This window comes from Hymenobacter aerophilus DSM 13606, from assembly GCF_000382225.1.
Classification (GTDB): domain Bacteria; phylum Bacteroidota; class Bacteroidia; order Cytophagales; family Hymenobacteraceae; genus Hymenobacter; species Hymenobacter aerophilus.
Map to the genome: position 1 here is coordinate 112,907 of NZ_KB907810.1, position 19,894 is coordinate 132,800.

Below are 19,894 nucleotides of genomic sequence, written 5' to 3' on the forward strand. Positions count from 1 at the left end.
GGGCAGGAGGGAGGCGTACAAAGATAAGGCGTTCGGCCGGCACCGGCGGACCGCCAAATGCCCCTAAATTCCTTTCTTTAGTCATGCAAATCCCCGCACCCCGCGCCGCCCGTCGTCACCTCACCAATCGGCTGGGCGGATGGCTGGCAGCAGCGGCCCTGGCCTGGGGCGGCGCCTGCACCACGGCCAGGCCGCCCGCGCCGGCTGCCACAGCCCCGAAGCCGCCCGTTTCGCCGAAACTCTACCGCACCATTGCCCGGCTCGACAGCGCCCTCTTCGTGGCCTTCAACCAGCACGACGCCGACAAGCTGCAAACCTTCTTCGCCGACGACCTGGAGTTCTACCACGACAAAGGCGGCCTGTCCGATTTCCGGCAGACGATGCAGGGCTTTCGGAATCTGTTCGAGCAGAACAAAACCACCGGCCTCAACCGCCAGCTCGTGCCCGGCACCCTGGAAGTATTCCCCATCAGCGGCTACGGCGCCGTGGAGACCTACCTGCATCGCTTCTGCCACACGGAAAACGGCCGCGACGACTGCGGCACGTTCAAGAACATGATGGTCTGGCGGCTGAAAGACGGCCGCTGGCAAATCACGCGGGTGGTGAGTTATGGGCATTAAGTTGCCGGCGAGCAATGGCTGGCCAGCCAGTCGGCTTTTCTAAAACGCTCCGGCCCCTATCAGCTGTGCGCCGACTCGGGCATGGTGCGGAGCAGCAGGAAGCCCAGGGTGCCGGAGATGAACGAGGCGGTGAGGATGGCCAGCTTGGCTACCGGCTCGCCGGCCGTGTGCTCGCCCAGCGCCAGCAGCGTGATAAACAGCGACATGGTGAAGCCGATGCCGCCCAGCAGGCCCGCGCCCCAGATGTGGCGCCACGTGACGCCGGCCGGCAGCGAGGCCCAGCCCAGCCGAATGCTCAGCCAGCTCAGCACCCCAATGCCCAGCGGCTTGCCCACCGTGAGGCCCAGAATAATGCCCAGGCCCAGCGGCGTGAGCAGGTCGCGGAACACGGAGGCGTCGATTTCGAGGCTGGTGTTGGCGAAGGCGAAAAGCGGGATAATCACGAAGGCCACCACCGAGTGCAGGCGCTGCTCCAGCTTCTGGGCCGGCGAGCTGATGGCGTCGGAGAGGTACTCCAGCTCCTCGCTGATGATGCGCGGGTTGGCGTCGGCGCCGTGCACTTCGTCCTGCAGCAAACTCAGGCGGTTGTTGAGCATGAGCAGGATTTCGGGCTTGGCCATGCCGATGCGCGAGGGGATGGTGAGGGCCAGCATTACGCCGGCCAGCGTGGCGTGCACGCCCGATTCGTGCATGAAAAACCACAGCAGCAAACCCAGCGGCAGGTATACCACCAGCGTGCGCACGCCCAGCAGGTTCAGGTTCATCAAGAGCACCCACACGCCAAGGGCCAGGTACAGGTAATTAAGGTGCAGGTCGGTGGTGTAGTAACCGGCAATAACCAGCACCGCGCCCAGGTCGTCGACAATGGCCAGGGCCGTGAGGAACACCTTGAGGCCCAGCGGCACGCGCGGGCCCAACAGCTGCAATACCGCCAGCGCAAAGGCAATGTCGGTGGCCATCGGGATGCCCCAGGCGTTGGCGGCGGGGTGGCCCCGGTTGATGAAAAAGTACACCAGCGCCGGCACCACCATGCCCCCGATGGCCGCCGCAATGGGCAGCGTGGCCTGCCGCCTGTCCGACAGCTCGCCCTCCAGCACCTCACGCTTGATTTCCAGGCCCACGATGAGGAAGAAGATGCTCATCAGCCCGTCGTTGATCCAGTGCAGCAAACTCAGGTCGAGGCCTAAGCCGTTGATCGAGAGGTTGAGGTGCTTGTCCCAGAGCTCGGGGAAAAAGTGCGCCGGTCCCCAGTTGACGTTAGCTAGAATCAGGGCCAGCACGGCGCTGGCCATCAGCATGATGCCGCCAGCAGCTTCGCGGCGGAAAAACTCGGCAAAGGGCCGCACCAGCGGACGAACGATTTGGGATACGGCCATAGGAATCAACGGGCAGAACAGGGGAGGAACCGGGGCCAAAGGGGGCGCGGGCCCAAAAAAAAGCCCCGGACTGCGGCGGCCGCGGTCCGGGCTTCTGGGCCAAATATACGACCCCCTGCCGAAGCCGTTGCCCGCTCAGCCGGCTCCTACAGGCCTTCCAGCAGCTCGTCGAAGGTGCGCAGCAGCTCGGCGCGGGCCTCGGCGGGCTCGGCTTCCAGGCGCTGCTCGAACACCTGGCGGGCCGTGAAATCGTGGAGGCTGGGGGTGAGGCTGGCCTCGGCAGCAGGGTCGGATTCGCCCAGCGGCCGGAGCGTGATCAGGCGCAGGTGGCGGCGGGCCAGCACCACCAGCTGCTGCCGGTCGAGGGCCTCGATTGTTTTCAGCAGCGCCTCGGCCACTTCCAGCTGACTTAGCTCGGAATGCACCTGCACATCGGCCCAGGCGGGCAGCACGTACCCGGCGTTATCGTAGGCCGTGAGGGCGGCGCTTACTTCCTCCAGCGTGCCGTGAAAGCGCACCAGCCGCCGCGCGCCCGGCACCGCTAGGCTGCGCGGCTCCGTCAGGCGGCCGGCCGCAAACTCTACCAGCAGCACCTGCTTGCCGTGGTCGACCTCAGAAAACGACAGCGCGATGGGCGAGCCCGAGTAGCGGATGTGCATCTGCCCGCCCACCTGCTGGGGCCGGTGCAGGTGGCCCAGCGCCACGTAGTCGAACACAGCCGGGAAGTGCTCGGCCGTTACCTGGCCCAGGTTGCCCACATGGATGGTGCGCTCCGACTCGGAAGGCGCGGCCCCGGCGGCGTAGAGGTGGCCGGTAGCCAGCACGGGCAGTCCCAGCGCCTTCAGCTGCCACACCTGCTCCACTTCGGCCACCCGGGCGTAATGGTCGGCGAGGCCCTGGCGGATGCGGGCTTCGCGCTCCTCGGCACTCTCGCCGGGCACCGAGAGGCGCACGTCCCGGTCGCGCAGAAACGGCACGGCGCACACCACCAACCCGGGCCGGCCGGCGGCATCATCGAGCACCAGCACCTGGTCCTCGAAGCACTCGGGCACGCAGCCCACCACATGCACCCGCAGGTGGCGCAACAGCCGCGCCGGCGCGTTCAGCGTAGCCGGCGAGTCGTGGTTGCCGCCCACCACTACCACGTCGCGGCAGCCGGTCGTGCGCAGCTTCAGCAGGAAATCGTAGTACAGCTCCAGGGCCTGGTTGGAGGGCGAGCCGGTGTCGAACACGTCGCCGGCCACGATGAGTACCTCCACGTTTTCTTCCTGGATAGTGGTGATGAGCCAGTCCAGAAAGTGGCGGTGCTCCTCGGTGCGCTCGTGGCCCTGAATAAACCGCTGGCCCAGGTGCCAGTCGGCGGTATGAAGAATGCGCATGAGTTTTAAACGGGTTTCCCGCAGAGGCGCGCGGAGGGTTTCGCAGAGGTACGCAGAGAACGACCTCCGCGAACCTCTGCGAAATCCTCCGCGCGCCTCTGCGGGAAACGATTATTGAACAGGCTGAAACGAAGTAACCGCTTCGCCTAAATCGTACACCTGCACGCCGGGCCACAGGGCCTGCACGATGCTGGCGCCGGCTGCCGAGCGGTAACCACCGGCGCAGTGCACCAGCACGGGCTTGTCGGTCGGGATTTCGGCGGCCCGCTCGCGCAGCTCGGGCAGCGGAATCACCAGCGCGTTTTCAAACAGCCGCTCTTTGGCCTCCGTGCGGTTGCGGATATCGACGATGGTAAACTCCTTGGGGTGCTGGCGCACGCGCTCCACATCGGCGGCGGGGCTGGTGGTGGGCTGGTCGCGGGGGGCGAGCAGGGCGCCTTTGATGTTGGTTTCGTAGCCGATTTTGGCGGCCTTGCGGATGATGGTGTCCAGCGCAATCTGGGTGTCGGCCAGCAGGTAAAACGGCTCATCGGGCCCCACAATAGAGCCCAGCCAGGTTTCAAACTTGCCGCCGTCCATCAGGTTGAGGGCGCCGGGCAGGTGGCCGGCCCGGAACTCGTCGGCCGGGCGGGTGTCGATTATCAGGATGCCGGGCTCCATTTCGGTTTCATCGCGCAGCCGTTCCACCGTCCGGATGCTGTCTTCGAAGGGCGCGGCGCCGTGCTTGTTGAGCAGCACATCGTGCCCGAAATACTTGGGCATGAACGGCTGGTCTTCGAGCAGCACCCGCACGAACTCGTCCTCGCTCATGGGCTGCAGGGCGTAGTTGGTCTTGATTTCCTTGCCGATGGTGGAGTCGAGGTCGGGGCTGGTGGTTTTGCCGCATAGCGAGCCGGGGCCGTGGGCGGGGTACACCTTGGTGGAGGCGGGCAGCGTCATCAGCTTCTGGCGGGTGCTCTGGTAGAGCTGGGCCGCCAGCGACTCGCGGCTGTGGCCGCCCACGGCGTCGGACTCGCGCAAATCGGGCCGGCCCACGTCGCCTACAAACAGGGTGTCGCCGGTAAACACGGCGCGGGTCTGGGCCAGCTCGTCCATCAAAAGCACGCTGATGGAATCGGGCGAGTGGCCGGGCGTATTCAGCGCGTGCAGCTCGACGGCGCCCACCACAATGCGCTGGCCGTCGTCGAAGCCCTGATGCGGGTAGCCGACGTGGGCCAGCTGGCTGACGTAGATGGGGGCGCCGGTTTCCTGCGAAATTTCGAGGTGCGAGCTGACGAAATCGGCGTGGGGGTGGGTTTCGATGATGGCCACAATGCGGGCCTCGTGCTCGTCGGCGAAGTCGTAGTAGGGCTGCGGGTCGCGGGCCGGGTCGATGAGGGCAATCTGGCCTTCGCTGCGGATAGCGTAGCTCGCGTGGGCCAGGCCTTTATCGTAAAACTGCTGAATTTGTACCGAGCCGGTACTACTGGGCAGAGGACTCATGGGGTGTTGGGTGTGGTGAAAAGCGCCCCGGCTGCCGGGCAACCCGGGCCGGGGGCATATCTTCAAATATACGCAAGCCAACTACTCCGCGCCGCAAAAGTTGCCCGCCCCGGCGCCAACCTCCACCACAAACGGGCCGGCGCTAGGGCCCAAAAAAGCCCCGTACCGGGTGGTACGGGGCTTACTTACCGGAACGCCAAAAGGCGGGCAGGCTAGTTTTTCGTCTTCATCTTCATTTTGCGGCTGCCCCGGTTGCCGGCGCGCTCCTCGCGCTGCTGGCTGTAGCGGGTGTACTGGTCGGCCGTCAGAATGTCCTTGAGCTGGGTGTCGTACTTGGTGCGGGCGGTTTGCATGGTCTGGCGCATGGCCGTCCGGTCGCCGCCGGTTTGCAACTGGTCGCGCATCGTTTTCATTTCGTCGCGGCGGGCCTGCTCCAGGGCCACCAGGCGGGTGCGCTGGTCGGCCGAGAGGCCGAGCTGCTTGGTGAGGCGGTCGGCCTGCTGTTCGGGCGTGGCCGGCTCCAGGCGGCTGTTGGCCGGGCGTTGGGCGGGGGTGGTCGTCTGGGCGCTGACGGTGCCGGCCGTCAGGGCGACGGCAGCTAGTAGGATGAGCAACTTTTTCATAGGATCAGAGTCTGTGCGCTTGGTTTACGGCTTATAGATGCCGGGTTGGCGGCTGGGTTTAATGGGGCCGGCAATTTTGACCGGCTGGCCCGCTTTTGCCGCGTTAAACCAGATTATCGCCTATATTCGGGCCTTCTGAACAGCCTTTCGCTGTTTTCTCTGCATCTTTTTCACCTTTTCACTTCTTTAACCACCTTTCTTGTATGGCAGATATTTTCGCCAGAAAATCGCTCGATAAGCTCATGAATGAGTCCGATGAGGGCGAAGGCGGCGGGCTGAACCGGACCCTGACTGCTACCAACCTCACCATGCTCGGGGTGGGCGCCATCATCGGAGCGGGCATTTTCGTGCTGACGGGCACGGCCGCCGCCAACGCCGCCGGTCCGGCCATCATGATTTCGTTCATTATTGCCGGTCTGGGCTGCCTGTTTGCGGGCCTGTGCTACGCCGAGTTTGCCTCCATGATTCCGATTGCCGGCTCGGCCTACACCTACGGCTACGCCACGCTGGGCGAGTTTGTGGCCTGGATTATCGGCTGGGACCTGATTCTGGAATACCTGTTCGGCGCGGCCACCGTGGCCGTGGGCTGGAGCGGCAACGTGGTCAGCATCCTGCATAAATCGGGCATCGACCTGCCCGCATCCATTGCCAGCGCCCCCGTCAGCTACGACGGCGGCCAGTTCGCCCTCACCGGCGCCGTCATCAACCTGCCCGCCGTGCTGCTGATTGCCGTCATGACGACGCTGCTCGTTATTGGCATTCAGGAGTCGGCCCGCTTCAACAACGTCATCGTATTCATCAAAGTAGCCATCGTGCTGCTCGTTATTGGCTTCGGCTTCAAATACGTGAATGCGGCCAACTGGGAGCCCTTCGTGCCCAAAATGGAGATTCTGCCCGACGGTAGCTCGCGCTACGGCTGGCAGGGCATTGTGCGCGGCGCGGCCGTGGTATTCTTCTCCTACATCGGTTTCGATGCCGTGAGCACCGCCGCCCAGGAAGCTAAAAACCCGCAGCGCGATATGCCCATCGGTATGCTGCTCTCGCTTGGTATCTGTACGCTGCTTTATGTGCTTATGTCGCTGGTGCTCACCGGCCTCACGTCGTACAAAAACCTGAACGTGCCCGACCCGGTATTGGTCGCGCTGGAGGCCGCCGGCCCCGCCCTGAAGTGGCTGTACTTCTTCACCGGCATCGGCGCCATTGCCGGTCTGGCTTCGGTAGTGCTCGTGATGCTGATGGGCCAGCCCCGCATCTTCTTCGCCATGTCGCGCGACGGCCTGCTGCCGGCCGTGTTCGGCAAGGTGCACCCGCGCTTCAAAACGCCCCACATCACCACCATTTTCACCGGTATCGTCTGCGCCATTGTGGCCGGTATTCTGCCCGTGGGCCTGCTGGGCGAGCTGGTAAGCATCGGAACGCTACTGGCCTTCATCATCGTGTGCGGAGGCGTTATCGTCATGCGCCGTCGCGACCCCGATGTGGTGCGGCCTTTCCGCACGCCCTGGGTGCCGCTGATTCCTATTCTGGGCATTCTCATTTGCGGCTACATGATGTTCAACCTGCCCTGGGACACCTGGCTGCGCCTCATCATCTGGATGGCTCTCGGAGTGGCCATCTACTTCTTCTACGGCCGTCACCACAGCAAGCTCAACCGCGAGCGGCAGGCCGAAGCCGCCGCTCAGTAAGGTTAGCCCCGGGCCAATGCCTGATAAATCTGATAATCAAGAAGGCCCCGCAACAACCGTTGCGGGGCCTTCTTAGTACCCCCTAAGCCCTAAGCCCTAAGCCCTAAGCCCTAAGCCCTAAGCCCTACTTTCTGGCTTCCGAAACTTCGCTTTTGAGCTTGAGCACTTTGTCGCCGTTGTCCTGCACGATGAGGTAGGCGGGGTTGTCGGGCGTGCCGTGGCGGGTGATGTCGGAGCCCTTGAGCTTGCGGCTGACCGTTTCCTTGTGAGTTTCCTCGATTTTGCCGGTGGCCGTGCCGGTGCCGTATTTCCAGGTTACTTGGGTGCCTTTGCGCATGGGTGAAAGAAAGGTAATCGGGTGAGAGAAAAGAACAACGCGTGGGAATTGGTTTTACTGCCAATCCTAGCGGCGCGTTGCCACTGCGCGGCCCCGGGGCTCCGGCCGCCGGCCGGAATTACGTATCTTTCCTCCCTGATATAGCGGGCCCGCCACCGGCCCGGGGCCGGGTTAGATTTATGCATATGTCTGCTTTTTCTGTGTCAGGAGCCGTTATCGACCTGCTGCTGGTGGATGACCACCCGATGATCGTGGAGGGCATCCGGCAGATGCTGCTGCCTGAACCCGACCTGCGCGTAGTGGCCCAGGCCCACAGCGGCGCGCAGGCCCTGGAGCTGCTCGGCGCCCACCCCAGCGTGCGCGTCGTGCTACTCGACCTGAGCATGCCCGGTATGAGCGGCGTGGAGCTGGCTCGCGCCATCCGCGCCGACTGGCCCGCCATTCGGGTGCTGGCCCTGAGCATGTTTCACGACCACGCTACCGTAGCCGAGGTGCTGGAGGCCGGCGGGGCAGGCTACGTATTGAAAACGGCCAGCCGCACCGAGCTGAGCACCGCCATCCGGCAGGTAGCGGGCGGCCGCAGCTACTTCAGCCAGGATGTGGCCGACACGCTGCTGCAAAACCTGCAGATCGGGGCCAGCCTGGAAGCCGAACGGCCGCCGGTCATCACGCGGCGCGAGCGGGAAATCCTGCAGCTCATCGCCCGCGAACATTCCAACCTGGAAATAGCCGAAGCCCTGTTTATCAGCGAGCGAACCGTGGAAACGCACCGCCGCAACCTGCTCACTAAAACCAAGTGCAAGTCGGTGGTTGGCCTGATTCAGTACGCCATCCGCCACAAGCTACTCGATTAGCAACGGCCGCCAGTACGCTGCCACTGCCCCGCCCCGGGCCCTGTATTTCTCCTAGTAGGAGGCTGCGGGGCCCGGGGCGGGGCTTTTTGGGTGGGTGCACTGGTTGGGGCAGGAAGGCGGATGGTATTGGGTAGAGCAGGCGGCTAAGCGGAATTACGTACGCGGTACTGCGGGGAGGGTACTACGTGCTGCTACGTATTTTTTAAGATAATGGCGATATAATTTAGATTTTACCAATAAAAAATATACCTTAGTATCATTCAATTGAATAATGTTATCGTCATGTTAGGAATTGGCTCGACCGGAACCACCTGCAGCAGGTGGGAGCACGCCTGATCTGGCTATAACGAATGGATGCCAACCCCCTTCTCATTTCAACTGCCGCTGCCATGTCGTCGAAAATACTCTCCTTCATTTGCCACGTACCCGCTATGAGCCCCGGCTCGATTCCTACCACTGCTACCAGCGCCAGCCGCAAAGCCGCAGCGCGCAAAACCGAGGCCCCGAAGCCGGGCGGCCATTTTACAGCCATTTACGAGAACGAGCGGTTCGTGCGCTTCAAGTACATTCATAATAATTAACCCTGACTCAGCGCCCGTCGTGGCGGCCCCATTGCGGGCAGTTCAGTTAAGCTTACCGGCACCGCGCTTCCGCCAGGAGGCGCGGTGTTGCGGTGTTGGGGCAGAACGGGGGCAGCCCGGCAATTGGGCTAACTTGCGCCTTCGTTCATCGTTTCGTGTGCATGCTTCAGTTTCTGCTTCGTCCGGCCTTCTGGCTGCTTTCTCTGTTCTTCCTGCTAACTGCCGCCGCGCAGGCCCAGCCCAGCGGCCCACTACTGCCCGACGCCTCGGCCTGGTACGGGGTGATTGCCCGTAGCAGCGGCCGCTCGCTCGATATTGCCAACGCCTCGGCCGAAGCCGGCGCGGCGGCCGTGCAGTGGGAGTTCACGCACGCCGACAGTCAGCAGTGGCGCTTCGTGCCGGCCGCGGCGGGCAGCGAGTTCTTCCGCATCATTGTGCGCCACACCGGCCAGAGCCTCACCCTCACTAGCCCCGACGAAAACGCGCCCCTGACCCAGCGCCCCTGGGACGGTAGCTTTTACCAGCAGTGGAAACTGGTGCCCTCGGGGCCGCTGGGCAGCTTCATGCTCATCAGCCGGGGCAACGATAAGTGCGCCTCGCTGGCCGCCGCCGACAAGTTCAACGGCACGCCCATTGTGGCCCAGAAGCCCCAGAACCGCGCCTCGCAGCAGTGGAAGCTGTTCAAATTGCGCCTGAACGTTGACCCCTCGCTGCCAGGTTTTGGCGTGCCCGAGCCGCTGCTGAGCCTGAATACGCCCGCCGGCAACGAGCTGCAGCCGGTGGTTGCGCCCGATGGCGGCACGCTTTACTTCAGCCGTACCCGTTTTGCCGGCAACACCGAAGGCGTTACCGAATCGGGCGACATTTGGATGAGCACCTCCAGCAACAACGGCCGCACCTGGCAGCCCGCCACCCGCTTCGATGAGCTCAACACCACCCAGCACAACGGCGTGATGAGCCTGGTAGACGAGGGCAAAACCCTGATTGTGCGCGGGCGCTACGAGCGCGACGGCTCGTTTCAGGACGTGGGCCTGAGCCGGGTGCCGCGCAACGTGTCGGCCAAGAAAAACCGCCCTCAGGTGATAGAAGTGGCCAATTACTACACCGCCGGCGCCGCCACGGGCTTCTTTATGAGCGCCGACCAGCAGGTGCTGCTGCTGAGCTTAGAGCGCAGCGACTCGGAAGGCGCCAACGACCTGTACGTGAGCCGGCCCACACCCAGCGGCCTCTGGAGCCAGCCGCTCAACCTGGGAGCCGTCATCAACTCGCCGGGGTTCGATTTCGCGCCCTGGCTCTCCAATGATGGTAAAACGCTCTACTTCAGCTCCTACGGCCACGCCGGCTACGGTGGCTCCGATATTTTCGTGAGCACCCGCCTCGACGACTCGTGGACCAACTGGACCGAGCCGCGCAACCTGGGCTACCCCATCAACGGCCCCGGCTTCAATGCCTACCTGAGCTTGTCGGCCGATGAGAAGCAGGCCTTTTACTCGTCGACGGCCTCGGTAAACGGCCCCGCCGACCTGTTTCGCACCGCCACCGGCGCCAAACCCGCCGCGCCTGATACGGTGGCCGCCCCGCCGGTAGCGGTGGCCACGCCCACCCAGGCCACGCCCCGCACCCTGCTCACGGGCCGCACGCTCGATGCCAAAACCAACAAGCCCCTGGCCACCCAGGTCCAGGTGAACCGGCTGGGCAACGACCTGGTTTTCAATGCCACGGCCCGCACCGATGTGGCCCTGGGCGCTTTCCAGCTGACGCTGCCGCCCGGCCGCTACCGCATTCAGGCCACCCGCGTGGGCTACCTCACGGCAACCGATACCATCACCATGACGGGGTCGCGCATTGTGGACCTGACATTGGTGCCGGCCGCCGTGGGCTCCAGCCTGGAGCTGCCTACCCTCATTTTCGCCCAGGGCAAGTACACGTTGCTGCCGGCTTCCTACACCGAACTGAACCGCCTGGCCCGCACTTTGGAGGACAACCCGATGGTGAATATCCGCCTCGAAGGCCACACCGACAACCAGGGGGCAGCCAACCTGAATGTAAAGCTGTCGGAAGACCGCGTGAACGAGGTGAAGCGCTACCTCGTGAGCCGGGGCGTGGCCGAGCGGCGCATCAGCACCATCGGCTTCGGCGGCAGCCGGCCCCGGGCTTCTAACGCCCAGGAAAACACGCGCAAACTCAACCGCCGCGTCGAGTTCACGATTGTGAAGTAGCAGCCGCGGGGCCGTTTGTTCAGGCTATCCTCTCTCGGCTGCTCCTAAGCCCCCCGCGGGGCGCCATATCGGTAGCAGGCCGACCCGGATTGTAGGTACAAGCCCCAGCGGGGCGACACCCACCGTTCAACGGCTGGTATCGCCCCGCTGGGGCTTTGATTTTCTATTACTGCACTTTGCTACCGATATGGCGCCCCGCGGGGGCTTAGGAGCAGCCGAGAGAGGATAGCCTAGAAGAAAGGCCTGAATAAGCAACTCTAAAGAATAATTATCTAGTATTCCCCTAATCCCTAATCCCTAATCCCTAATCCCTAATCCCTAATCCCTAATCCCTAATCCCTAGCCCATGCACGCCCTGGTTCACCGCGAAGTTGCCCTGCCTGCGCTGCCCTCGGCTTCGGGGGTGGAGCTGATTGGCGAAGCGCTCTATGTTATCGGCGACGACTCGCCCTGGCTTTACCGGCTCGATGCGGCCACATTGGCGGCGGGGCAGCCCACGGCACTGTTTGAAACGGCCCATTTCAGCCAGGGGCGCATTCCTAAGCACCTCAAGCCCGACCTGGAGTGCCTGACGTTGCTACGCACTGCCGGCGGTGAAACCGGCCTGCTGGCCCTGGGCTCGGGCGCCACGCCGGCCCGCGAGCAGGGCTACTGGGTGCCGCTGGCCGGGGCCACCAACCTGCCGGGCACGGTGTATCCCCTGAGTATGGCGGGGCTGTACGCGGCGTTGCGGCCGCTGCTGCCGGCCGGCACTACCCTCAACCTGGAAGCCGCCGCCGCCACCGAAACCGAGCTGCTGCTGTTGCAGCGCACGGTGGGCACGGCCGCGGGCGGCAACCTGCTGCTACGCCTGCCGCTGGCCGATACACTGGCTTTTCTGCACCGCCGCCAGCCCCGGCCGCCTGCAGTGCGCGCGCAAAGCTTCCGCCTGCCGACTATTGAGGGCAAGCCGGCCGGTTTCTCGGGGGCCGCGTGGTTTGCCGACCGGCTGTTCATAACGGCCTCGGTGGAAGATACGGCCGATGCGGTGCTGGATGGGGCCGTGCTGGGCTCGTTCGTGGGTGTGCTGCCGCTGGCGGGCGGCCCCGCCGCGCTGGGCCGGCTGGCCTGGCCCGATGGGCGGCCCTACCTGGGCAAGGTGGAAAGCGTAGCCGTGCGGCGGCAGATGGCGCCCGGCCGCTTCGAGCTGCTGCTGGTAACCGACGACGACGCGGGCGGCTCGACGGCTGTAGTAGCCGAGCTGGCGCTCTGAACAGGTAGGGGTCAGCGGCTCGCTTCAGCAAGGGAAAACATGCTGGCAGCTAGCGTCAAAAGGGAATTATCTGGTAGCTAGAGGTGTTTTTTGAGGGTCGTTATTTCGTCCTCTTCTTTCCTATCAGATGCTGCTTTTACCCACCCGTTTTTTGTACCCCGTGAGTGCCGTGCAGCTGCAGGAGCGGCAGGGCCTGCTACCCGCCGAGTTCCTGCCCGCCATCGAGCGGCTGCGCCCTTTCCTGGAGAAAGAGCAGGCCTACGGTGAAATCTGCACCACCACGGCCGAGTCGGTGAAAGGCCGGACGCTGCTGGTTTCCTACCGCAAAAGCTACGCGCCCGAGCAGGGGTTCGTCGTTGAGATTCTCGATATTGAAGTGGTGGCGCCAATGGCGCGGGCGGCGTAGTTGCCGCCGCAAGTAGTCCACAGCCAATCAGCCCGGCTCGTTTCCCAAGGGAAATGAACCGGGCTGTTCATTTTTTAAGGCGTCCAGTTCTACTTTGCCGGCGGGGCCAGGGCCTGAATCCAGCTGCGGATGGCGTCCAGGGCTGCCACCGACACAGCTGGCGACTGGCGGCCGTCGATGAGGGGCCATTCGGTGGCGGGGCCTTGGAACAGGTGGTTGACGCCGCTTAGCTGCCGGGCTTCCACCTGCCTGGTGCCTTTCAGGCCTTTGGCGAGCAGGTTCAGGTTGGCATCGGCATTAAGCAGCAAGTCGTCGGTACCGTGGAGCAGCAGCACCGGGCACTGCACCGCGGCCAGCTCCTGCTGCGGATAAAAGCGCAGGTACGACCGGGCCCAGGGCGTAGTGAGGCGCTCGGCTGCTGCCGCGTAAGCCGAATCGGGTTGGCTGGGCTGCTGCGCGCGCAACGCACCTACAAGCAGGGCGCGGGCTGCGGCATCGTCGGTGGTGTGGCGCACGATATCGAGCAGGGGCCGCTGGGCCTTTGCCAGGGTTTCCAGGCGCTTTTTTTCCTCGGCTCGCTGGCGCAGGAAAATCTGCTCCTGCTGCACCTGTAGCTGGGCCGCGTTGGCTCCGCTCACGCGCATCTTCTCCAAACGAGCCTGCCCAACCTGCTGGTCGGCCGCCCGTCCGCGGGCCGTGCGCCGCAGCACCGAGTCGGCCAGGGCGGCGGGCCAGCCCACGGCGGGCTGGGTGCTCAGCACTTCCAGGCCCGACTGGCCCGCCGCGGCTAGCGCCACCACGAAAGCGGGCGGCAGGGGCCGGCCGGCGGCCAGCAGCGCCACATTGCCGCCCTCGCCGTGGCCGAGCAGCCCCAGATGGGCCCCATCGAGCAGGGGCTGGGTGCGCATAAACTGCAGCGCGGCCTGGGCGTCGCGGGCGCGGTCGTCGGGGCTGGTCAGCTCGGTGCGGCCGCCGGTCTGGCCCACGCCGCGGTCCGGGAAGCGCAGCACGGCAATGCCGCGCCGGGTCAGGTAGTCGGCCAGCCCGCCCAGCAGCTGGTAGTCGCCGTAGCGGCCGTCTTCGTCCTGCGCATCCCAGTCGGAAAGCAGCGCCACGGCCGGGAAAGGCCCCTCGCCGGCCGGAATGGTGAGCGTGCCGGCAAACACTATCTTGTCGGTTTCGTTGGCAAACTTCACTTCCTGCACCCGGTAGGGGGGCGGAAACCGGAAGGTTTTCGGGGCGGCCGCTACTGGCGGCGGCACGAACTCCAGCGTGAGGGCGGCCTGGTAGCCGGGCTGGCTCCAGATGCCCGTCAGGCGGTTGCCCTCGGGCGTGCGCACGCCCTTGAACCGGCAGCCAACCTGCTCGGCCACAAACACCACCGTATCGCCCCGCTGCTCCACACTGGTTGGGATGCGGTTGATGCGCTGGGGCACCACGTTCAGCACCGCAAACCGGTTGCCGCTGGCCAGCTCCGTCACAAAAATCTGTACCGGCAGGCTGCCGCCCGGCACGGCCAGCGGGCCTTTCCACTCGCCTTCGAGCGAATACCGTCCCGGGCCCTGCGCCTGCGCCGGCTGGTGTCCGCCCAACAGCAGCAAGCCCCAAAAAAGCAGCGCACGCCAAAGGCGGCCGGATGGTAGATGAACAGTCATAGAGTTGAAGGCGGGCCGAAATCCGGAATCCGGAATCTGCAAGGTGTATAGTAGGGTTGAGCCGGGGCCGGCCACGAGCCTGCGCCCGGGCCCGGCCGCTAGGGTAGCAGCACGCGGTTGATTACGTGCACTATCCCGTTGGTACACTGCACGTCGGGGATGACCATAGTGGCTGGCGCGGCGTTGCCGGCGCCCTGCACCGTGAGGGCTCCGGCCGCGAAGGGCCCCAGCCGCAGACTGCCGCCGCCCAGCGTAGTTACAGCGGCGCTTTCGGGTAGCTCGGGCGTGAAGCGGCTGCCGGCCAGCACGTGGTTGAGTAGCACAGCTTTTACCGTTTCTTTGGGCAGCCCGCGGATGTCGGCCGGCACGTTTAGTGGGACGCCCAACAGCGTGCCCAGCTCGCGGAAGGCCTGGTCGGTAGGAGCAAAAACGGTGAGCTGCGGGCTGCCCGGCGTGGCCATGAGGTCTTTGGCCAGGTCGGCGTACAGCACGGCTTCTACCAGAAACGTCAGCTCCGGCTTCACGAACACCTTGGCCTCGCTCAGCGCCACGGCCGACGCTACAATGTCGAGGCCGGTGGCCAGCAGCACCTTGTCGATGACGTGGACGGTGCCGTTGGCGGCCGGCACATCGGTGGCCACGAGGCGCGAGCCGTTGACGTAGCGCGACCCATCGGGCCGCACCACTAGGCGGCGGCTAACCTGCAAAAGCGAGGTCGAGGTGCTGCCGGCCGTCAGGTCGGTGGCCGGCAGGTTGCCGTTGGCCACGTGGTATTTGAGGGTGCTGGTGAGGAACTCCTTCTGCAGGTCGTTCAGGTCGGCGGCCGAGGTCAGGCCCAGCCGGGCAAAGGCGGCGTTGTTGGGCGCGAAAACCGTGAAGTTGCCGCTGGGGTCGCCAGGATTTTTATTGGACAACAGCGGCACTACGCCACCGCGTACGGCCGCTTCTTCCAGAATCTGGAACTCGGCCGTATTCACGGCAATGGCCGCAATAGACGGGGTGACGTCCTGTTTCTCGGAGCAACCGCCCAGCAGAAGCGTGGCAACGCTCAACGGGAAAAAAATGCGGGTAGCGAGGTTATTCATATTTTTAGAAAGCAAAAGTGGCCCTTTTTGGTTTTCGATGTCGGTGTCAGGCGCTACTAACGAGAACAAAAGTTCTTCGGATTTAGCCGACATGCAAACCGTTGGCAGATTATTTCCCGTAGGTCGGCATTCGGAATAAGCCACACGGACTACTTTTGTTCCCGATTCGGGAATTGTGTTATTCCGTTCAGACGCGCTTAACTTTCTTTCTCGGTTAACTTCTTTTTTTCGATGAACCAACGCTACTTCTCGCCCATCGTGGCTGTTTTACTGCTGAGCGGCCTGCAGGCTTCGGCCCAGAGCCTGAGCAACGGCTTTATGTCGGGCCGCGGGCACGGCTCGCTTTCTGTTTCCACCACCCAGGAGTGGTACAAGCAGGTGTATCTGGTGCCCGAAAAAGTTGACCGGGTGCCGATTTTCGAGCGGATTCATATCCAATCGGTCAACCTGTTTGCCAACTACGGCCTCACCGACAAGATGGAAGCCGTAGTGAGCCTGCCTTTCGTGCGCTCCGAGGGGCAGGCCAGCGAGCAGGTTGTCAACGATTTAGGCTACACCAATGTGCGCCAGGGCCTGCAGGACGTAACCGGGCTGCTCAAGTTCAAGGCCTACTCCACGGTGCTGGGCAGCAGCGTGCTGAACCTGCTGGGCACCGTGAGCGTGAGCACGCCGGCCAGCAACTATAAAAGCGAGCAGGGGCTGGAGTACATTATTGCCATTGGCAACCGCGCTACCAAGGTTTCTACGGCCGGCATTGCGCACCTGCAAACGGCTTCGGGCGTATTCGTAACCGGGCAGGCGGGCTACAGCCTGCGCTCGGGCCGGGTGCCCAATGCCTTTCTGGCCGAGCTGAAAACCGGCTATGCGGGCCCTTCTATTTACGTTGATGGCTGGGCTACCATGCAGCGCTCGGGCCCCGGTACCGACATTCTGCAGCCGGGCTTCGACGGCTTTTTCCCGGCTACCCGCGTCAGTTTCATCCGGGTGGGCGTGAGCGGATTCCGGCCGCTGGCGCAGGGCTTCGGGCTGGTGGTGGGCGGCAGCACCTACGTGGCGGGCCGCAACGTGGGCAAATCGACGGCCCTGACGGGCGGTCTGGCGTACAACTTCTAGGCCGCGGGCCGCAGCTGTGCCGTGGGGCCACGCGCCGGTGCGGGCGGGGCGCTGCTTCGGTTAGGGGGGCGTACCTTCGCGGTTTACTTCCCACCATCCGCGCCGATTGCTTATGACTACTGCCGACTTCCGCCTCGAACACGATTTTTTGGGTGAGCGTGAGATTCCGAACCAGGCCTACTATGGCATCCAGACGCTGCGGGCCCTCGAAAACTTCGCCATCACGGGCATTCCGCTGAGCTCGGAACCGCTGTTTGTGCGGGCGCTGGCCCAGGTGAAAAAGGCCGCCGCCCTGGCCAACGCCGAGCTGGGCGTGCTGCCCGCCAATATCGCCCAGGCCATTGCTGCCGCCTGCGACCGGGTGGCGGCCGGCGAGTTCAACGACCAGTTCCCGACCGACATGATTCAGGGTGGCGCGGGTACCTCGGTGAACATGAACGCCAACGAGGTAATTGCCAACGTGGCCCTCGAAATCATGGGCCACCAGAAGGGCGAGTACCAGTTCTGCCACCCCAACAACCACGTCAACTGCTCGCAAAGCACCAACGATGCCTACCCCACGGCCTTCCGCATCGCCCTCAGCCACAAGCTGGTAAGCTACAGCGAAGGGCTGGGCGAGCTGGCCGGGGCCTTCGCCGCCAAGGGCGTGGAGTTTCAGAATGTGCTGAAAATGGGCCGCACCCAGCTCCAGGACGCCGTGCCGATGAGCATGGGCGACGAGTTCAACGCCTTCGCCACCAACCTGCGCGAGGAGCTGGCGCGCATCGAGGACAGCCGCCGCCTCATCAGCGAAATCAACATGGGGGCCACGGCCATCGGCACCGGCGTGAACGCGCCCCAGGGCTACGCTGAGCTGGTGACGCGCCACCTGAGCGCCATTTCGGGGCTGGAGCTGCTGCTGGCCGGCGACCTGTTCGAGGCCACCTACGACACCGGCGCCTACGTGCAGCTTTCGGGGGTGCTGAAGCGCACGGCCGTCAAGCTCTCCAAAATCTGCAACGATTTGCGCCTGCTGTCCTCGGGTCCGCGCTGCGGCATCAACGAAATCAACCTGCCCGCCCTGCAGCCCGGCTCCAGCATCATGCCCGGCAAGGTGAACCCGGTGATTCCGGAGGTGGTGAACCAGACGGCGTTCTACGTCATCGGCGCCGACCTGACCGTGACGATGGCCGCCGAGGCCGGCCAGCTGCAGCTCAACGTGATGGAGCCGGTTATCAGCTTCGCGCTCTTCACCAGCATCAGCTACATGAGCAACGCCTGCCGCACGCTGCGCGAGAAGTGCGTGGAGGGCATCACGGCCAACCGCCAGCACGCCGCCGAGCTGGTGTACGGCAGCGTGGGCATCGTTACGCAGCTCAACCCGGTGCTGGGCTACGAGGCCTCGGCCGAAATTGCCAAAGAGGCCCTCAAAACCGGCAAGTCGGTGCACGATATTGCCGTGACCGAGCGCCAGTTGCTGACTCAGGAAAAGTGGGACGAAATCTTCACCTTCGAAAACCTCATCCGCCCGGATTTCATCCAGTGATTTGGCGGTTTGGCGATTTGGCGATTTGGTGATTGGGCGAAAGTGCTGTCATCCTGAGCGTAGCGAAGGACCTTATCACGTTGAAACGACTCGTTGTTACGGGCGTGCCGGCGTAGTAAGGTCCTTCGCTGTGCTCAGGATGACAGCACTTTCGCCCATTCGCCCAATCACCCATTCGCTACAGCACCAAACCGCCAAATCACTACATCACCAAATCACCACACCGCCGTTCCAGCAGCACTATTGGCTCGCCATGGTACTGGGGGCGGGCGGTTTCGTGGTAGCCGAAGCGGGCGGCCAGCCGGAGCGAGGGCTCGTTTTCGGGGTTGATGATGCAGACGGTGCGCGGGGCGGCCAGGTGGGCGTCGGCCCAGGTGAGGGCCGCCTGCACGGCTTCGGCGGCGTAGCCCTGCCCGTGCAGGCGCGGGGCGAGCACCCAGCCGGCTTCGGGCACTCCATCAATCGAGGGCGTGAGGCCGCGCTGGTACTCGGCCAGGCCCACGGCGCCGCAGAAACGGCCGGTGGCCCGCTCCTCCAGCGCCCAGTAGCCGTAGCCTCGCAGCGCCCAGTGTCCGAGCTGCGTGAGAATGCGCCGCCAGGTGTCTTCTTCGGAAAGCGGCTTGCCGCCCAGGTGGCGGTAGAAATCGGGGTTTTGGTGCAGAGCCGTGAACTCGGCTAAATCTTCGGCCCGGAAACCGCGTAGGAGCAGGCGGCTGGTAGCGAGTTCCGGAACAAGGTGGGGCGGCTGGAAGGAGGGGCGTTGCATGGGGGCAAATTGCGAAAATTGCCCGTAGCAACCCTGGCCATATCTTGCCTGGTTTTTGCCTGAACCCGGCGCCGGACTTCAGCGCCGCCGGCCGGGTTTGCCGTAGGTTTGTTTTTTCTCAGAATAGCGGGTTATGAAAGTACTGTTGGTGGAGGACGAGCCCAAGCTCGCGTCGTTTGTCGAAAAGGGCTTCCGGGGCGAGGGCTACGAGCTCGATGTGGCCTTCGACGGGCAGCTGGGCCTGTCGTTTTTTCGCCAGTACGAGTACGACCTTGTGATTCTCGACGTGAACCTGCCCTACCACAACGGCTTCGAGCTGTGCCGGCTGATTCGGCTGGAAAACCCCGACGTGCCGGTGCTGTTCCTGACGGCCCTCGACAGCCTCGACGACAAAGTGCGGGGCTTCGAGGCCGGCGCCGACGACTACCTGGCCAAGCCCTTTAAGTTTCAGGAGCTGCTGCTGCGGGCCCGCGCCCTCACCAAGCGGCAGGCGGGCCGCTCGGCCGTGGCCCGCACCCTGCGTTTGGCCGACCTGGAGCTGAACCTGGAGCGCAAAACCGTGACGCGCGCCGGCCAGCGCATCGAGCTCACGGCCCGCGAGTACACGCTGCTCGAATACCTGCTGCTCAACCGCGGCCGCATCATCTCGCGGGTCGATATCACCGAGAAAGTATGGGAGCTCGACTTCGATACCAACACCAACGTCATCGACGTGTACATCAGCCACCTACGCCGCAAGCTTGATAAGGGCTTCTCGCCCAAGCTCATCCACACCGTAGTAGGTATGGGTTACGTGATGCGGGAGTGAGGGTATAGCTTGGGGCTTAGGTACTAAGGAGTAGAAAAGAACGTCATTCAGAGCGCAGCGAAGAATCTCGCGTGCCAAAGTAATCCTGTTATCAGAAGTCAGCATTGCGAGCGAGATTCTTCGCTGCG

Annotated in this window: 18 protein-coding genes; 10 read left to right on the forward strand and 8 right to left on the reverse strand. The window is 64.0% G+C overall.

Annotation, left to right across the window (positions count from 1 at the left end; genetic code table 11):
• Positions 1 to 83 precede the first annotated feature (83 nt).
• Positions 84 to 620 carry a nuclear transport factor 2 family protein gene (locus tag H145_RS20825; RefSeq protein WP_019948029.1) on the forward strand — a complete coding sequence of 179 codons (537 nt, stop codon included), beginning with the start codon at positions 84 to 86 and terminating at the stop codon, positions 618 to 620.
• A gap of 59 nt (positions 621 to 679) precedes the next feature.
• Here the strand turns inward: H145_RS20825 and nhaA are convergent, their stop codons facing one another.
• From nhaA to H145_RS0110120, 4 genes are all read right to left on the reverse strand, one after another.
• Entirely contained in the window at positions 680 to 1,996 is a 1,317-nt protein-coding gene (nhaA, locus tag H145_RS0110105; RefSeq protein WP_019948030.1) for a Na+/H+ antiporter NhaA, read from the reverse strand.
• Between the two features lie 146 nt (positions 1,997 to 2,142).
• Positions 2,143 to 3,375 (reverse strand): exonuclease subunit SbcD, encoded by a 1,233-nt coding sequence (gene sbcD, locus H145_RS0110110; protein WP_019948031.1) that lies wholly within the window; start codon positions 3,373 to 3,375, stop codon positions 2,143 to 2,145.
• A gap of 111 nt (positions 3,376 to 3,486) precedes the next feature.
• Positions 3,487 to 4,857 carry a rhodanese-like domain-containing protein gene (locus H145_RS0110115; protein WP_019948032.1) on the reverse strand — a complete coding sequence of 457 codons (1,371 nt, stop codon included), beginning with the start codon at positions 4,855 to 4,857 and terminating at the stop codon, positions 3,487 to 3,489.
• A 212-nt stretch (positions 4,858 to 5,069) separates the two neighbouring features.
• Positions 5,070 to 5,480: a hypothetical protein gene (locus H145_RS0110120; protein ID WP_019948033.1), complete on the reverse strand. Its 411-nt coding sequence runs from the start codon at positions 5,478 to 5,480 to the stop codon at positions 5,070 to 5,072.
• A 203-nt stretch (positions 5,481 to 5,683) separates the two neighbouring features.
• Between H145_RS0110120 and H145_RS0110125 the strand changes: the two genes are divergently transcribed.
• The gene (locus H145_RS0110125; RefSeq protein WP_019948034.1) at positions 5,684 to 7,165 is read left to right on the forward strand and encodes an amino acid permease; all 1,482 of its coding nucleotides are present in this window, start codon (positions 5,684 to 5,686) and stop codon (positions 7,163 to 7,165) included.
• A 124-nt stretch (positions 7,166 to 7,289) separates the two neighbouring features.
• Here H145_RS0110125 and H145_RS0110130 read toward each other — a convergent pair whose 3' ends face one another.
• Positions 7,290 to 7,502 carry a hypervirulence associated TUDOR domain-containing protein gene (locus H145_RS0110130; protein WP_019948035.1) on the reverse strand — a complete coding sequence of 71 codons (213 nt, stop codon included), beginning with the start codon at positions 7,500 to 7,502 and terminating at the stop codon, positions 7,290 to 7,292.
• 185 nt (positions 7,503 to 7,687) lie between these two features.
• On the opposite strand from H145_RS0110130, the gene H145_RS0110135 reads away from it, so the two are divergent.
• The 5 genes from H145_RS0110135 (at position 7,688) to H145_RS0110155 (ending at position 12,814) form a co-directional block, all read left to right on the forward strand.
• On the forward strand, positions 7,688 to 8,356 hold the full coding sequence (locus H145_RS0110135; protein ID WP_033426093.1) for a response regulator: 669 nt from the start codon (positions 7,688 to 7,690) through the stop codon (positions 8,354 to 8,356).
• 389 nt (positions 8,357 to 8,745) lie between these two features.
• Positions 8,746 to 8,937: a hypothetical protein gene (locus H145_RS24130; RefSeq protein ID WP_157541437.1), complete on the forward strand. Its 192-nt coding sequence runs from the start codon at positions 8,746 to 8,748 to the stop codon at positions 8,935 to 8,937.
• Positions 8,938 to 9,098: 161 nt separating this feature from the next.
• Positions 9,099 to 11,156: an OmpA family protein gene (locus H145_RS0110145; protein ID WP_019948038.1), complete on the forward strand. Its 2,058-nt coding sequence runs from the start codon at positions 9,099 to 9,101 to the stop codon at positions 11,154 to 11,156.
• Between the two features lie 346 nt (positions 11,157 to 11,502).
• Positions 11,503 to 12,408, forward strand: a complete 906-nt coding sequence (locus tag H145_RS0110150; protein WP_019948039.1) for a DUF6929 family protein — start codon at positions 11,503 to 11,505, stop codon at positions 12,406 to 12,408.
• A 127-nt stretch (positions 12,409 to 12,535) separates the two neighbouring features.
• Positions 12,536 to 12,814 carry a hypothetical protein gene (locus H145_RS0110155; RefSeq protein WP_019948040.1) on the forward strand — a complete coding sequence of 93 codons (279 nt, stop codon included), beginning with the start codon at positions 12,536 to 12,538 and terminating at the stop codon, positions 12,812 to 12,814.
• Positions 12,815 to 12,903: 89 nt separating this feature from the next.
• Here the strand turns inward: H145_RS0110155 and H145_RS0110160 are convergent, their stop codons facing one another.
• Together H145_RS0110160 and H145_RS0110165 are read right to left on the reverse strand one after the other, a co-directional pair.
• Positions 12,904 to 14,415, reverse strand: a complete 1,512-nt coding sequence (locus H145_RS0110160; protein ID WP_019948041.1) for a serine aminopeptidase domain-containing protein — start codon at positions 14,413 to 14,415, stop codon at positions 12,904 to 12,906.
• A 152-nt stretch (positions 14,416 to 14,567) separates the two neighbouring features.
• Positions 14,568 to 15,554, reverse strand: a complete 987-nt coding sequence (locus tag H145_RS0110165; protein WP_019948042.1) for a fasciclin domain-containing protein — start codon at positions 15,552 to 15,554, stop codon at positions 14,568 to 14,570.
• Positions 15,555 to 15,785: 231 nt separating this feature from the next.
• On the opposite strand from H145_RS0110165, the gene H145_RS0110170 reads away from it, so the two are divergent.
• The gene (locus tag H145_RS0110170; protein ID WP_019948043.1) at positions 15,786 to 16,667 is read left to right on the forward strand and encodes a hypothetical protein; all 882 of its coding nucleotides are present in this window, start codon (positions 15,786 to 15,788) and stop codon (positions 16,665 to 16,667) included.
• Between the two features lie 112 nt (positions 16,668 to 16,779).
• Positions 16,780 to 18,192, forward strand: coding sequence for an aspartate ammonia-lyase (gene aspA, locus H145_RS0110175; protein WP_019948044.1), 1,413 nt, complete (start codon positions 16,780 to 16,782; stop codon positions 18,190 to 18,192).
• Positions 18,193 to 18,394: 202 nt separating this feature from the next.
• Here aspA and H145_RS0110180 read toward each other — a convergent pair whose 3' ends face one another.
• Entirely contained in the window at positions 18,395 to 18,958 is a 564-nt protein-coding gene (locus tag H145_RS0110180) for a GNAT family N-acetyltransferase (protein ID WP_019948045.1), read from the reverse strand.
• A gap of 133 nt (positions 18,959 to 19,091) precedes the next feature.
• Between H145_RS0110180 and H145_RS0110185 the strand changes: the two genes are divergently transcribed.
• Positions 19,092 to 19,766 (forward strand): response regulator transcription factor, encoded by a 675-nt coding sequence (locus H145_RS0110185; RefSeq protein ID WP_019948046.1) that lies wholly within the window; start codon positions 19,092 to 19,094, stop codon positions 19,764 to 19,766.
• Positions 19,767 to 19,894: the final 128 nt, after the last annotated feature.

What these genes read in the sequence shown, in the direction of transcription:
- aspA (WP_019948044.1), top strand. Translation starts at nt 16,780, where the DNA reads ATGACTACTGCCGACTTCCGCCTCGAACACGATTTTTTGGGTGAGCGT.
- H145_RS0110135 (WP_033426093.1), top strand. Translation starts at nt 7,688, where the DNA reads ATGTCTGCTTTTTCTGTGTCAGGAGCCGTTATCGACCTGCTGCTGGTG.
- H145_RS20825 (WP_019948029.1), top strand. Translation starts at nt 84, where the DNA reads ATGCAAATCCCCGCACCCCGCGCCGCCCGTCGTCACCTCACCAATCGG.
- H145_RS0110170 (WP_019948043.1), top strand. Translation starts at nt 15,786, where the DNA reads ATGAACCAACGCTACTTCTCGCCCATCGTGGCTGTTTTACTGCTGAGC.
- H145_RS0110155 (WP_019948040.1), top strand. Translation starts at nt 12,536, where the DNA reads ATGCTGCTTTTACCCACCCGTTTTTTGTACCCCGTGAGTGCCGTGCAG.
- H145_RS0110185 (WP_019948046.1), top strand. Translation starts at nt 19,092, where the DNA reads ATGAAAGTACTGTTGGTGGAGGACGAGCCCAAGCTCGCGTCGTTTGTC.
- H145_RS0110165 (WP_019948042.1), bottom strand. Translation starts at nt 15,554, where the DNA reads ATGAATAACCTCGCTACCCGCATTTTTTTCCCGTTGAGCGTTGCCACG.
- H145_RS0110120 (WP_019948033.1), bottom strand. Translation starts at nt 5,480, where the DNA reads ATGAAAAAGTTGCTCATCCTACTAGCTGCCGTCGCCCTGACGGCCGGC.
- H145_RS0110150 (WP_019948039.1), top strand. Translation starts at nt 11,503, where the DNA reads ATGCACGCCCTGGTTCACCGCGAAGTTGCCCTGCCTGCGCTGCCCTCG.
- sbcD (WP_019948031.1), bottom strand. Translation starts at nt 3,375, where the DNA reads ATGCGCATTCTTCATACCGCCGACTGGCACCTGGGCCAGCGGTTTATT.
- H145_RS0110125 (WP_019948034.1), top strand. Translation starts at nt 5,684, where the DNA reads ATGGCAGATATTTTCGCCAGAAAATCGCTCGATAAGCTCATGAATGAG.
- H145_RS24130 (WP_157541437.1), top strand. Translation starts at nt 8,746, where the DNA reads ATGTCGTCGAAAATACTCTCCTTCATTTGCCACGTACCCGCTATGAGC.
- H145_RS0110115 (WP_019948032.1), bottom strand. Translation starts at nt 4,857, where the DNA reads ATGAGTCCTCTGCCCAGTAGTACCGGCTCGGTACAAATTCAGCAGTTT.
- H145_RS0110180 (WP_019948045.1), bottom strand. Translation starts at nt 18,958, where the DNA reads ATGCAACGCCCCTCCTTCCAGCCGCCCCACCTTGTTCCGGAACTCGCT.
- H145_RS0110145 (WP_019948038.1), top strand. Translation starts at nt 9,099, where the DNA reads ATGCTTCAGTTTCTGCTTCGTCCGGCCTTCTGGCTGCTTTCTCTGTTC.
- H145_RS0110130 (WP_019948035.1), bottom strand. Translation starts at nt 7,502, where the DNA reads ATGCGCAAAGGCACCCAAGTAACCTGGAAATACGGCACCGGCACGGCC.
- nhaA (WP_019948030.1), bottom strand. Translation starts at nt 1,996, where the DNA reads ATGGCCGTATCCCAAATCGTTCGTCCGCTGGTGCGGCCCTTTGCCGAG.